The following is a 14,277-nucleotide window of genomic DNA, read 5'->3' as shown; positions in this document are numbered from 1 at the left end:
ACAAATAGTTTTGCTTACGAATGGCATCAGAAAGACTTGAAATCGGTGTGAAACTATTGCCATTGTATACCAAGCGACCATAGATATCATCAGCTAAAATCAAAATATCATGCTCAACTGCCCAATCGCCAATTGCTCGCAATTCTTCCTTGCTATAAATCATTCCGGTTGGATTTGATGGCGAATTAAGCAAGACCACTTTCGTTTTTTCAGTGCGAGCTGCCTCAAGCTGTTCTACTGTTGCTTTAAAGTGATTTGCTTCAGTCGTTTGGAAAGTGACCGGAACACCTTCAACCATTTTCACTTGATCTACATAAGAAACCCAACAAGGCGTTGGAATGATTACTTCGTCACCAGGATTGATAACAGTAGCAAAGAAAGCGTACAAAATAAACTTAGCACCAGTTCCGACTACAACTTCATTTGGTTTTACAGAATAACCATAGAATTTGTCCATATAGCTACCGATAGCTTCTTTGAGTTCTGGAAGACCAGAGGCTACGGTATAAAAACTTGCTTTACCACTTTCGATAGAGGCAATAGCAGCTTTCTGAATATTCTTTGGAGTAACGAAATCTGGCTCTCCAAGTGTCAAACTCAAGATATCACGTCCTTGAGCTTTTAGGGCTTTAGCACGCGCACTGGCTGCTAAAGTAACACTTTCACCCATTTCTAATACACGATTTGATAATTTTGTCATTTTTATAGTCCTTCCACTTTAATAACCTGACCCGAGATAAAATCGACCAGAAAATACTTGGTTCCTGACTTCACTTCCCAAATAGGAGTTTTCTTATACTTTCCTAAATGCACATAAGATATCTTCTTAGCACCATACGCCTTGGCAGCTTTCTCTGCTACCGACTTACTAATACCATCAGACTGCTTGTAAATATCAACCACACCTGAATCTTTACTGACAATGAGGGCAAGCTTTTCACCTTTACTCGTTTTACCAAGAAGACCATAATAGGTTTCTAGACCATGGTAGATATCAAATTCAGAAACAGTCCTAATATCCGCCTTACTCTCAGCTATGGCAATCACTTGCTTTTCAGCATCAATATAGGGCTTTGTCGCTACAATCAGTAAAGCTGTCATAGAGGCAATTAAGGTCGCAACGATTGTAATTATTCCCAAAATAATCTGTTGCTTTTTCGTCAAAGCTGATCGTTGTTTACGCATAATTTCTCCTAAAAAAGTTTCTGAAATTATTATATCAGAAAATGATAAATCTTTACATAGCTATGTCGCTAGTAATGGATATTTAACGTCATCTTTTTAGGTCTGAGAAACTCTTTCATCTTAAAATTTGATTGACATTATATAGCTAACTTTCCTTTTGCAGAAATGTCTGGATATCTTCATTGAATGTCTTAAATTTAGTTCGTTCAAGCGAAATCTCTTGAGATACTTCTTTCAAAAATAGCTTCCCATAGCTCTTGACTAGGGGGCGGTTGTCTAAAAGAAGTATAGCTGAACGCTGATCCGGACGTCTTTGCGAACGCCCAATAGCCTGTTTAAAACGCAAAATTGTCATAGGAAGACTGTAGCTATTAAAAGTATGCTTTCCTTGATTAGAAAACCACGACTCCAATTTTTGATAGAATGGATCTTTAGGATTGTCAAATGGAAGACGTGCGATGACCTCAATAACCCTATCTTGTTGAGCAAAATCAACACCTTCCCAGAAAGAACCCATTCCAAGAAGCATATTAGTCTCACCTCTATCAAACCGTTTTTTGACGTTAAAAGCCGTACCGTTCTTTTCTTGAGTGAGGTGATGTACTTCCTGTAAATCCAGCAAATCTGAGACAGCTAACATGCTTTTTCGAGATGTGAATAAGACTAATATAGGATATTCCGTTTTAGTCAACTTCTGAAGACGTTTTGCGACAGCTTTATCATAGTCTTCTTCAGATACAACACCAATCATAGGCATGCTTTGATCAATCCAAATTGCCTGATTGGGAAGGTTGTCCATTGGAAGACTAACCTTATGCACCTGATTTAGCCCTAACAAATCTGCCACATCAACTTCGGGGCCTATATCAATGGTTGCTGAGACAATCAACACCTTCTGAGCACTCGGAAGATAGGCAGACAGTTTCAAAAGTTCCTGACGTGAAGCCTTTAGATAAAACACCCGATGTTCCTGATAGTAGTCAGTTTCAAGCCAAAAATGGCTGTAAAGGGGTGTTTGCAATGGAGATAACATTTCCACCAAACCGCTTTCCCCTTCAAGTTCAGTTATGGTCTGAAGCAAACAATCTAATTGCTGACGATTATACTGTTTTTGTGGGAATTGTTGGTGTTCCTGAATCAAATGACTAATTTCAAACTGCAAATTTTCAAGTAAGCGCTGTTGTAGTAAGGACGGATTACCATGATCAAGAATACGATGAATCTGTTGCAAAAGACTTGTTAAATTCACTTGGTAACGAGAAAATTGTTCCAAAGCCAGAACCATCTTTTGCCCCTCATCAATGACAAGCGTTTTCCCTCTGACAAAATCATGGTCATCCTCCATACGGGTTAAGAGATAGGCATGATTAGTGACAACAACTTTAGCCTCTTTGGCCTTTTGATAGGACTGTTGCCAAAAATCGTAATCCTTAAAAAGACTATCTGCCTTTAACTTACCATCATGTTTAATCTCATCAAAATAAGCCATGTAGCGTTGCTTCTGTCTTATCTCGTCAAGATCACCAGTCTCCGTCTCTGTCAACCAAACCAAAAGTTGCATCTTATAGCGATTGACCAAACGATTACTATCCTGACGTAGTAAGGTTTGATAAAAGGCATCCAACTTAATATAATTCTGCGGTCCCTTAAGGCTGTGAAAATTAATATTGAAGATTTCAGCTAAACTTTTAGCTTCTTGACTCATAATTTGATTTTGAAGAAGCTTGGTTGGAACAGCTACAAGGACTTTATCTACATTTGCTTGTGCCAAAATGGGAAGAAGATAGCCATATGTTTTCCCAATTCCTGTCTGAGCTTGAATCATGGAAATGTCAGTATTATCCAGTTCTTTTCTGACCGCCTCAGCAAATTTTTCTTGCTTATGTCTTGTTTCCAAACCTAGGATTGCAATATTGGTTTCAAAATCTTGAGATAATTTGCGTTCGTTCTTATAAGTCAATGGCTTTCGAAGGACAATACCAGACTCCTCAAGCATGATATACTCTTTCGCAAGTTCATGCTTTTGTCCTCTTATGGCATCACGAATGACTAACTCAGACTCAAAAAGCAAATTATCAGAAAAGGTCAAGAGTAAATCAATGGTTTGTCTAGGTAAACTAGCTATTTTATCCATTAAATGAAAAAGAAGTTGACCTGTAGCCCTTGCATCCTCAATAGCAGTATGGGCTTGAGCTAAGTCAAGATTTAAGACCTTAGATAAATGAGAGAGTTTATAGTGTTCCAGTGTCGGATAAAAAACCTGAGCCAACTCAACTGTATCAACACGGGGTGTCCTTAATTCATAGCCCTCCATGAAAAGAGCTTCTGAGAGTAGGTTGGCATCAAATTTGACATTATGGGCAACAAAAATACAATCTTCAATTAAGTCAAAAATCTTACGAGCAATTTCTGAGAAATCTGGTGCCTGAGCTAACTGCTGATCTGTAATACCCGTCAAATGAATAATATGATCATCGAGTTTTTGGTGCGGGTTCACATCACTTGCAAATTCGTCAATCACCTGACCATTTTGCATGATGACAATTCCCACCTGTATAATACTAGCCATTGACGAGGCAGATGTTGCTTCCAAATCAACAATGGCATATTTATTGGTGTTTTTTTCACTCATAGTGACCTTATTATAGCATATCCAAAACACCAAAAAAGACAAAGTCTTTATTCCAACAATGGAAAAAGCCTAAAAATCGTGTTACACTAGTCCTATGAAAATAAAACGAATTTTAAACCCTGTTGCTCAGGAGAATACCTATATTTTAGAAAACGATACAGCTTGTTTAGTCATTGATCCAGGAAGTGATACTTCTAAAATCTTGACAGAGCTTGAAGTTATTTCCAAACCCATCGCAGCTATCCTTTTGACCCACACGCATTACGATCACATTATGAGTGTTGAAGCTATCCGTCAAGCGCATAAGCATCCTCCTGTTTATGTCGCTGAGGCTGAAAAAGACTGGTTGATGAATCCTGTTGATAATTTATCTGGTCTTCCACGTCATGATGATATGGAGGATGTGATTGTCAATCCTGCTGACTACTACTTTGATTTCACCAAGGACTATAACATTAGCGACTTTTATTTTAAAGTTGTTCCAACTCCTGGACATTCTATTGGCGGTGTTTCCTTTATCTTTGACAAGGAAGAGACTATTTTTTCTGGTGACGCCCTCTTTAAAGAAACAGTCGGGCGATGGGACCTTCCAACAGGTAACCACGACCAGTTACTCTCTAGCATTCAAAAGCAACTCTTCACTCTTCCTAATCACTATCGCGTTTTCCCAGGTCATGGATGGGACACCACTATCGGTCACGAAAAAGTCTTTAACCCACATTTTTCATAAAAAGATAGGCTCATCACTGCCGTTCTCACTTTGGCAATGTTGGGCTTTTTGAGTACAGAAAAAGAAGACCCTTAGGCCTTCTCATCTGAGACTCTTTAGCGAGCTTATTTAGATTTAATATAGTTAACACCATCTGCTTTAGGTGCAACGGCTTTACCGAAGAATGCAGCCAAAACAATAATTGTCAAGATATATGGTGCAATTTGCAAATAGACGTTTGGTACATGTGAAATAAAAGGCAACTGTTTTCCAATGATTGCCAATGATTGTGACAATCCAAAGAACAAACTTGAGAGCATAGCACCAATTGGGCTCCAACGACCGAAAATCATGGCAGCCAAGGCGATGAAACCAGGACCTGCAATCGTTGTAATGGCAAAGTTGTTAGAGATTGATTGTGCATAAACCGCACCACCAACACCACCAAGGAAACCTGAAATCATAACGCCATAGTAACGCATACGGTAGACGTTAATCCCAAGTGTATCTGCTGCCTGTGGGTGTTCTCCGACTGAACGAAGACGCAAACCAAAGCGAGTCTTAAAGATAAGCCACCATGATGCTACCGAAACCAAGATGGCTGCATAAGCAATCAAGGAAACATTCGTGAAGAAAATCTTACCCAAAAGAGGAATGTGACTCAAGATTGGGAAAGATACAGTTTTAAAGTTATGACTGATAGCTGGTGTTTGACCTGCACCAAAGAGAACACGTGTTAAAAAGACTGCCAAAGAAGGTGCAATAAGGTTCAACACTGTACCAGAGACAACATGGTCCGCACGGAAGTTAATTGTCGCAACAGCGTGAAGCAAGGAATAAAGAAGCCCAATAAGTCCTGCTACCAAGGCCGCAATCCAAGGTGTTGCATTGCCAAAACTATCCGCAAAATTTAAGTTAAAGAGAACACCTGCAAAGGCACCGATTACCATGATTCCTTCAAGGCCGACGTTTACGATACCACCTCGTTCAGAGAAAGTACCACCGATACTTGTGAAAATCAGTGGCGCTGAATACTTCAGCATAGAGGCAACGATTAAGGCTAAGATTGTAATAAAGTCCATATTAGTTTTGTCCTCCTTTAGCTTTCACTGTTTTATGACGAGGGCGAATCCAATATTTAATAATATAGTTGGCACCAACGAAGAAGATAATCAAGGCTGACACAACATCAATAATTTCTGATGGTACACCAATCATACCAGTCTTTCCAACAGACAAGACACCATAAAGAAGAGCCGCAAATGGAATACCAATAGGTGAATTTGTTGCTAAGAGGGCAACGGCCATACCATTCCAACCGATAGCCAATGAAGAATTTTGGACAAAGGCATTTTGGAAAGTTCCAAGTCCTTCAACTGTTCCTCCAAGGCCACAGAGTGCACCTGAAATAATCATAGACATGATAATAACACGTTTTGATGACATTCCGGCATACTCAGACGCATGTGGGTTAAGACCAACTGCTGTAATTTCAAACCCTGTCGTTGTTTTTTGAGCATGAACCAAACTAGGAATACAGCTGCGATAGCAAGAAAGAAGCCAATATTGAAACGTGACCCATCCGTTAGTGAAGATAGGAAATCTGTTTGGTAACTTGCGGAAGCTACCACCTTGTTAGAAGCTTCAGATGAACGCAACATATCAGCTGTAAAACCAAAACGAACAATGTTGTTAGCAACATACAAAATGATGTAGTTCATCATGATGGTGACGATAACTTCACTAGTTCCTAGGTAGGCACGTAGAATACCTGGAATGGCACCAGCAATACCACCGGCAACTAGACCAATGATAACAGTACAAACAATAGAAACAACCTTAGGTAACTCAGGGAAGGATAGTGCAAACCATACGGCAGAAGTCCAACCAGCTAAAGCCTGTCCTGGCAAACCAACGTTGAAAAATCCCGCCTTAGATGCCACAGAGAAACCAAGTGCAATCAGAATCAGCGGACTCATGGCACGAAGAATTTCACCAATATTTTTCAATGAACCAAAGGCCGTTGAGAAGAGATCATAGTAAGCCCAGAATGGATCGTAACCGAAAATTAACATCAAAACGGCTCCGATTAGCATTCCCAAGAGGACAGCAATTAAAGGAACTGCCCAATTTTGTACTTTTTTAGACATTTGCTTCCTCCTTATTCAATTGTCCACCAGCCATAAGAATACCAAGATCTTGCTTATTCGTTTCAGCAGGATCTAGAATTCCCTGAATTGCACCATCATAGATAACGGCAATTCTGTCTGACATATCAAGAATTTCATCCAATTCAAAGCTGACAACAATAACAGCCTTCCCTTTATCACGTTCAGCAATAATACGTTTACGGATGTACTCAATGGCACCAACGTCAAGACCACGAGTTGGTTGACTAACAATAAGAAGTTCTGGGTCACGGTCAATCTCACGAGCGATAACAGCTTTTTGTTGGTTACCACCTGACAATTCACCACCAGCAATTAACTCTCCTGCACCACGAACATCAAATTCTTTCATCAATTCACGCGCTTTAGCATTGATGACGTTATAGTTCAAGATACCGTTCTTAGAATTTGGCTCTTTGTAGTAGGTTTGAAGAGCGATATTTTCAGCAACTGTCATTTCAAGGACCATACCATCACGATGACGATCTTCAGGAATATGACCAACACTCATCTCTGTAATCTGACGAGTTGTCTTATGAATAATCGATTCACCCTTGATAGTAATATCACCTGACTTAACTTTACGAAGCCCTGTAATCGCTTGGACAAGTTCTGTCTGACCATTGCCATCGATACCGGCAATACCAATTATCTCACCAGCACGAACATCTAATGACAGATTTTTAACAGCAGGAATTCCACGGTTCTCGTTAACCACCAAATCTTTAATAGAAAGAACAACTTCTTTTGGATTTGAAGGAATTTTTCTGTCTTGAAGGAAACCTGATGACCAACCATCATTTCAGCCAAATCAGCATTTGTTGCCCCTCAATCGTTACCGTATCAATTGATTTACCACGTCTAATAACCGTAACACGATCAGAAACAGCACGAATCTCATCCAACTTATGGGTGATAAGGATAATAGACTTACCTTCCTTAACCAAGGTTTTCATGATGTTTAGAAGTTCCGTAATTTCAGAAGGTGTCAAAACGGCTGTAGGCTCATCGAAAATCAAAATATCAGCTCCACGGTACAAGGTTTTGAGAATTTCAACACGTTGTTGAGCACCAACAGAGATATCTGCTACCTTAGCTGTTGGGTCAACTGCAAGACCGTATCTTTCAGAGAGTTCAGTAATTTCCTTGATAGCCTTCTTCATATCAAGGACTCCACCAGCTTTGGTTACCTCACTACCCAGGATGATATTCTCAGCAACTGTAAAAGCTTCAACCAACATAAAGTGTTGGTGAACCATTCCAATCCCTAGTTTCGTTGCTTTAGACGGTGAATCAATCGTCACCTCTTGACCTTTAACCTTAATGGTTCCGCTCGTAGGTTGCAAAAGACCTGAAAGCATATTCATTAAAGTTGACTTACCTGCACCATTTTCACCGAGGAGGGCATGGATTTCTCCTTGTCTCACATCAAGATTGATATGATCATTTGCCACGAATTCACCAAATTTTTGGTAATATCGTGCATCTCAATGACATTTGGCTTCGTCATACAATCTCCTTTCAAGAATAATTTTTATTTCAGCAAAGGGGATCATTAACTGCTTCCCTTTGCTGAGACAAAAATTGTCTCAGTTTAAGCTCTATAAAAACTTATGCTTAACTATTATTTGCTAAGACCATCTGTTGGTTTCAATTCACCATTCTTGATTTGATCTTTAGCTTTTACGACTGCATCTTTGATATCTGAAGGGAGATTAGATGTTACAATGTCAACGCCACCGTCTTTGATACCGTAAGTCTTAGTTTTACCACCTTCAAATTTATCGCCTTTGAGTTGTCCGTTAGCGATATCTTTAACAACTGTACCAACTTGTTTGATTGTTGAAGTCAAAACAAAGTTAGATTTTTTCTTGTCTGAAGATGTATAATTACCTTCTGCTGTTTGGTCACGGTCAACACCGACTACCCATACTTTTTATCACTGTCAGCATCAAGTTTTTCGTTAACTTCTTTAGCAGCTGTGAAGACACCAGTACCAGTACCACCAGCAGCTTGGTAAATTACGTCAACGCCTGAAGCGTACATTGTTGAAGCGATTGTTGTCCCTTTAGCTGCATCAGAGAATGATTCAGCATATTGAACTTGTACATCGATGTCAGGTTTTACTGACTTAGCACCAGCTGTGAAACCAGCTTCAAAACGTGTAATTGTGTCTGATGTTTGACCACCGATGAAACCAACTTTATTTGTTTTTGATTGCATAGCTGCTGCGATACCTGCAAGGTAAGCACCTTCGTTATCAGCAAACAAAACGCTTTCAACGTTCTTTTGGTCTTTAATAACATCGTCAATAATTACATAGTTCACATCTTCGTGTTCTTTAGCTGCGTCTGCTACTGCATCATGAAGAGCAAAACCAACACCAAAGATGAGATTGTAGCCTTGACTTTGTGCTGAAGACAAGTTTGTTGCAAAGTCAGACTCTGAACCAGATTGAAAGTAATTGTAGCCAGAATCTTTTTCAAGTTTGTTAGCTTTACCCCAAGCTTGAAGACCTTCCCATGCTGATTGGTTAAATGATTTATCATCAACACCACCAGTATCTGTAACAATTGCAGCTTTAACTTTCGAATCAGCTGCTGAGCCACCTCGTCCACCACGAGCACAAGCTGCAAGACCAAGTGCCGCTACAGCAACAAGGCCAAGTCCGATAATTTTCTTGTTCAATTTCATCTTGAACACTCCTCCTATAACTTGCAAGATAACTTGCTTAATAAAGAATAAAATAATTCAGACTATTGTAAGTCTGTAAAAGAGTATGGTAACAACTCTCCGACTGTCATCTCGACTGTCGATTTATCTTCAGCGATAAGAATCACTTTAGAATCTGATTTAAAAATTCCACCATTACTTGACGACAAGCTCCGCAGGGTGAGATAGGATCTTTTGTATCTCCATATACCGCAAGACACGTAAAATCCCGATGTCCTTCAGAAACGGCCTTAAAAATAGCTGTTCTTTCTGCACAGTTGGTTAAACCAAATGATGCATTTTCAATATTACACCCTTGAAAAACTTTTCCCTCTTTGGTTAGCAATGCTGCTCCAACTCTAAACTGAGAGTAGGGAACATAGGCGTTTTCTGCTGCTAAAAGAGCTACTTCTATCACCTGAGCTTTTTAGTAGCATTCATGACTTTCTTGCCCTTTCATAATAGCAACACCTGATGACGTTCCAATACGGGTAGCACCAGCTTTGATAAAGGCTTGTGCTGCTTCAAGTGTACGAGCCCCACCTGATGCCTTAACACCCATGTCAGGACCAACAGTCTTACGCATGAGCGCAATGTCTTCAATAGTAGCACCACCAGTAGAAAACCCTGTAGAAGTCTTAACAAAGTCAGCACCAGCACTCTTAGCTAATTGACATGCCTTAACCTTTTCGTCATCTGTTAAAAGACAAGTTTCAATAATAACCTTAACAAGCTTTGTACCGCTAGACTCTACCACAGCTTTAATGTCATCTTCAACTAATTTAAAATTTCTAGATTTAAGAGCACCGATATTGATAACCATATCAATCTCATCAGCCCCGTTAGCAATGGCATCTTTAGCCTCAAAGGCCTTGACGGTAGATGTTGATGCTCCAAGCGGAAATCCTATTACCGTACAAACCTTAACTGAACTATCTTTAAGAAAGTTGGCAGCAGTCTTCACCCATGTTGGATTGACGCAAACACTTGCAAATTGATATCCCTTAGCCTCATCAATTAAGGCATGAATCTGTTCTTCATTAGCATCTGCTTTTAATAAAGTATGGTCAATATAGCTATTAACAGGCATAAATAAGCTCCTTAATTAAGTTTAGATGAAGACCTAGGAAATGATTTTTAATATTTCTGTCGGTTTTTTACACACTTTATCAATAATAACATTTTTTTGAATTCAGTCAGCAATTTTTTATTTAAATTTTCTTGACTATAAACCTTAGCAACAAGGTCTCCTTGAACCACAGAATCACCGACTTTCTTTTCAAAAACAATTCCAGTTTCGTAATTAAGACTATCCGTTTTTGTAGCACGACCGGCACCTAATTGCATAGCAAATTTCCCGAAAGCCATCGCTGGTAGTTCTTCAATATAGCCAGCTTCATCTGCAAAAATCTCAGTCACAACTGGGGCACTACTTTGGCGATAAAGATCTTGCAAATCTCCCCCTTGAGCTTGGATAAGCTCTTCAAACTTAGCAAGGGCTTGTCCTCCGACTAAATGGTGACGAATATCTTCTTGGCTAACGTCAACTTGGGCTAATGTCAATAATATCTCAGCCAATTCACAGATAAAATCAGTAATATCTTCACGCCCCTTACCTTGCATAATTTCAAGGGCTTCGGTTATTTCCAAACGGTTACCTATGGCCTTGCCTAGAGGCTGACTCATATCAGTAATAACAGCAATTGTTTCACGATTGACTTCACGACCTAATGCCACCATGGTCTCAGACAACTTTTCGGCATCGGACATATTTTTCATGAAAGCACCTTGACCAACGGTAACATCCAGTAAAATCTTATCCGCACCTGCTGCAATTTTTTTAGACATGACAGAACTTGCGATAAGAGGAATGGAATCAACCGTAGCAGTCACATCACGAAGAGCATAAAGCAACTTATCAGCCTTAACGAGGTGTTCTGACTGACCAATCAGTGAAATACCAATTGCTTTAACCTGCTCAATAAATTCTTCCTTGGTACGCTCAACCTGATAACCCTTGATAGACTCTAACTTATCAATGGTACCTCCCGTATGACCCAGACCACGACCACTCATCTTAGCAACCGGTACACCAAAACTCGCTACAAGTGGCATGAGAATAATAGTGACCTTGTCACCAACACCACCGGTCGAATGCTTATCAACCTTAATTCCTGGAATCTCTGACAAATCATACTGCTCACCAGAAACCACCATTTCCGTGGTTAAATCATGGATTTCACGAATAGACATACCCTGATAGTAAATAGCCATCGCTAAGGCGGCTATTTGATAGTCTGGAATAGCACCAGAGACGTAGCCATTGATGAGATAGGTAATCTCCTCAGTGCTTAATTCTCCACCATCTCTTTTCTTCTCGATTAAATCAACTGTTCTCATATTTTCTCACTTCTCAGGATATAATATCCCTTGTCTTTTTTACCACTTCAGCATTATCAAAAACGTCTTCCATCTTAGCCTTTGCTGAAGGAGCTCCTTGTTTTTCTGAATGACAATAGTCAAAGTACCACCTTGATTGAGATGATCATAAGCTTCTTCAATCACTTGATGAACAACCTTCTTACCGGCACGAATAGGTGGATTCGAAATAACATAATCGAATTTTCCAGTAACACTTTCATAGATATTAGATTGGAAAATATCTGCGTCAACCTTGTTTCGTTCGGCGTTTTGTTTAGCCAAATCAATCGCCCTACTATTGATGTCAATCATAGTGACTTTGACACCTTGAACTTTGGCTAGACTAATCCCAAGTGGTCCATAACCACATCCCACATCCAGAAGTGTTTTTCCATCCTCTAAATCCAGTGAATTTAAGAGCACTTGACTTCCGAAATCAATCATCTTTTTTGAAAAAACCCCAGCATCCGTATAAAACTGGAAACTTTCCCCTAGCAAATTTACCTTTAAATCATGAATATCGTGAGCCGCATCTGGCGTCTCAGCATAGTACATTTTTGACATAATGTGTCCTTCTAATTGTAGTTTTTTTCTATTTTATCAGAAATAGAATCCTAACGCTAGTTATATGATAGGGCTTACATTTTCTTGCTTTTTCTGCTATAATGAGACTTATGCTAAATGAATTTATCAATTTTGAGACGATTTCTCGCAAAGAATGGCAACGTCTCCACCAAGAGGCTAACGCTCCCTTGACTGCTGAAGAACTTGATTCCATTCGAAGCCTAAACGATAAGATCGATGTTCAGGAAGTCAGTGATATTTATCTCCCCTTATCAATCTCATTCGCATTTACCAAAAAACTGCCAACGATTTAACCTTCTCGAAAAGTATTTTTTTGCAAAAAACTCAGACTAACCGTCCATTTATTATTGGTGTTTCGGGTTCGGTTGCTGTCGGCAAATCAACCACCAGTCGTTTGCTCCAACTCTTGTTGCAAAGGACTTTTCCGCAATCTAAGGTCGAACTCGTCACAACTGATGGCTTTCTCTATCCTAACCAAGTTTTAATTGACAAGGGAATCCTTGATCGTAAAGGTTTCCCCGAATCTTATGATATGCCATTACTGCTCAATTTTTTAGACATTATAAAAAATGGTGGGGATGTCGAAATTCCTGTCTATTCTCATGAGATCTACGATATTGTACCAGGGCTAACACAAGAGATTAAGCAACCTAATTTTTTAATCGTCGAAGGAATCAATGTTTTCCAAAACCCTCTCAACCAACGTCTCTATATGACAGACTACTTTGACTTTTCCCTTTATATTGATGCTGGTGTCGATAATATTGAAACTTGGTACCTTGAGCGCTTCCAAACCCTTTTGGATCTCGCAAAGAATGATGAAAAACTATTACCATCGTTTCACCAAAATCAGAAAAGAAGACGCTTTAGCTCTAGCACAAAAGACCTGGCGAGATATAAACTTGGTTAATTTGGAAAATTATATCGAACCTACACGTAACCGTGCTGAACTCATTCTTCATAAAGGTGACAATCACAAAATTGACCTCATTCATTTAAAAAATAGAAAAAGCTTGCCAAGGGACCTAAAATAACGTATAATAAGATAGTTAGATAAATTTGGAGGTGAAAACATTGGCAAATATTAAATCAGCTATCAAACGCGCTGAACTTAACGTTAAACAAAACGAAAAAACTCAGCTCAAAAATCAGCTTTGCGTACTGCTATTAAAGCATTCAACGCTAACCCAACTGAAGAAGCTTTCCGCGCTGCATCAGCAAGCATCGATAAAGCCGCTTCAAAAGGTTTGATTCATAAAAACAAAGCAAGCCGCGATAAATCACGTCTTGCAGCTAAATTGGCTAACTAATCTAAAGCTCCATAAGGAGTTTTTTTAGTGCCTAGAAATCATAAAAAACAACAACCCCTGCTAGCTTTTATGCTAGCAGGGGTTTTCTTCATGCAATTATACTCCAGTAATTTTAACTTCAAAAATAGTCCCTTTAGGTTGATTATCCTTCACAGTAATCGTTCCCTTAAGTGCAACTACAATTTGTTGTGCTAAGGATAAGCCTAGTCCAAAGCCACCTTTTTGTCTGGTTCTGGCCTTGTCCACCCGATAAAATCGATCGAAGATTTTTTCTTATCTGCATCTGAGATACCAGGACCATTATCCGCAACAGAGATATAAAGATGACGATCATTTGTGCGAACGGTAAAGGTCACCTGTCCATCATCTTCCGTATATTTAACAGCATTGTCAAATAAAATCGTCATCAACTGTTTCAACAAGGTTTTATCAGTCTGAATAGGACGAATAACTTGATTTCGAGCAGTAAAGCCCTTCTCACTTTCTTCAGCAATCATCGCATAATTAGCAAAAACAGTATCGAAGAAAGCTGGATCTATCGTTTCAATCTCTGGC

At 39.4% G+C, this 14,277-nt stretch carries 6 protein-coding genes and 9 pseudogenes; 3 read left to right on the top strand and 12 right to left on the bottom strand.

All coding sequences use genetic code 11. The features are described 5' to 3' along the window. The 3 genes from HSISS2_RS02575 to HSISS2_RS02565 all read right to left on the bottom strand — a co-directional run. Nucleotides 1–700: aminotransferase class I/II-fold pyridoxal phosphate-dependent enzyme (locus HSISS2_RS02575; RefSeq protein ID WP_134981480.1), on the bottom strand; the 700-nt coding region annotated here is incomplete at its 3' end. A gap of 2 nt (nt 701–702) precedes the next feature. Beyond that, nucleotides 703–1,185 carry a DUF5590 domain-containing protein gene (locus HSISS2_RS02570; protein ID WP_008534800.1) on the bottom strand — a complete coding sequence of 161 codons (483 nt, stop codon included), beginning with the start codon at nt 1,183–1,185 and terminating at the stop codon, nt 703–705. Between the two features lie 145 nt (nt 1,186–1,330). Continuing rightward, nucleotides 1,331–3,817 (bottom strand): bifunctional DnaQ family exonuclease/ATP-dependent helicase, encoded by a 2,487-nt coding sequence (locus HSISS2_RS02565; RefSeq protein ID WP_021145233.1) that lies wholly within the window; start codon nt 3,815–3,817, stop codon nt 1,331–1,333. Nucleotides 3,818–3,911: 94 nt separating this feature from the next. Between HSISS2_RS02565 and HSISS2_RS02560 the strand changes: the two genes are divergently transcribed. Then, nucleotides 3,912–4,547 carry an MBL fold metallo-hydrolase gene (locus HSISS2_RS02560; RefSeq protein WP_021145232.1) on the top strand — a complete coding sequence of 212 codons (636 nt, stop codon included), beginning with the start codon at nt 3,912–3,914 and terminating at the stop codon, nt 4,545–4,547. A gap of 104 nt (nt 4,548–4,651) precedes the next feature. Here the strand turns inward: HSISS2_RS02560 and HSISS2_RS02555 are convergent, their stop codons facing one another. The 8 genes and pseudogenes from HSISS2_RS02555 to HSISS2_RS02520 all read right to left on the bottom strand — a co-directional run bounded on the left by HSISS2_RS02555 (nt 4,652) and on the right by HSISS2_RS02520 (nt 12,391). After that, a complete protein-coding gene (locus HSISS2_RS02555; protein ID WP_021145231.1) occupies nt 4,652–5,608 on the bottom strand; it encodes an ABC transporter permease in 957 nt (318 codons plus the stop codon). 1 nt (nt 5,609) lies between these two features. Continuing rightward, a pseudogene (locus HSISS2_RS02550) lies at nt 5,610–6,676 on the bottom strand (ABC transporter permease). Beyond that, nucleotides 6,669–8,204 (bottom strand): annotated as a pseudogene (locus HSISS2_RS02545) (ABC transporter ATP-binding protein). Before HSISS2_RS02545 ends, HSISS2_RS02550 begins: the two co-directional pseudogenes overlap by 8 nt. Nucleotides 8,205–8,318: 114 nt before the next feature. Then, nucleotides 8,319–9,382: pseudogene (locus HSISS2_RS02540) on the bottom strand (BMP family protein). Between the two features lie 68 nt (nt 9,383–9,450). Further along, nucleotides 9,451–9,824, bottom strand: a pseudogene (locus tag HSISS2_RS02535) (cytidine deaminase). Nucleotides 9,825–9,833: 9 nt separating this feature from the next. Continuing rightward, nucleotides 9,834–10,496, bottom strand: coding sequence for a deoxyribose-phosphate aldolase (gene deoC, locus HSISS2_RS02530; RefSeq protein WP_021145223.1), 663 nt, complete (start codon nt 10,494–10,496; stop codon nt 9,834–9,836). 33 nt (nt 10,497–10,529) lie between these two features. Then, a pseudogene (locus tag HSISS2_RS02525) lies at nt 10,530–11,806 on the bottom strand (pyrimidine-nucleoside phosphorylase). Next, nucleotides 11,803–12,391 (bottom strand): annotated as a pseudogene (locus tag HSISS2_RS02520) (class I SAM-dependent methyltransferase). The pseudogenes HSISS2_RS02525 and HSISS2_RS02520 overlap by 4 nt, the downstream one beginning before the upstream one ends. A gap of 110 nt (nt 12,392–12,501) precedes the next feature. Here HSISS2_RS02520 and coaA point away from each other — a divergent pair. Both coaA and rpsT read left to right on the top strand, forming a co-directional pair. Further along, nucleotides 12,502–13,446, top strand: a pseudogene (gene coaA, locus HSISS2_RS02515) (type I pantothenate kinase). A gap of 40 nt (nt 13,447–13,486) precedes the next feature. Next, a pseudogene (rpsT, locus tag HSISS2_RS02510) lies at nt 13,487–13,722 on the top strand (30S ribosomal protein S20). Between the two features lie 96 nt (nt 13,723–13,818). On the opposite strand, the pseudogene HSISS2_RS02505 reads toward rpsT, so the two are convergent. After that, a pseudogene (locus HSISS2_RS02505) lies at nt 13,819–14,277 on the bottom strand (sensor histidine kinase); the annotation flags it as partial.

This window comes from Streptococcus sp. HSISS2 (assembly GCF_000448665.1).
In the GTDB taxonomy this organism is placed as follows: domain Bacteria; phylum Bacillota; class Bacilli; order Lactobacillales; family Streptococcaceae; genus Streptococcus; species Streptococcus raffinosi.
The sequence above is the reverse complement of the archived record's forward strand: the minus strand, read 5'-3'. Positions and strand labels throughout refer to the sequence as shown.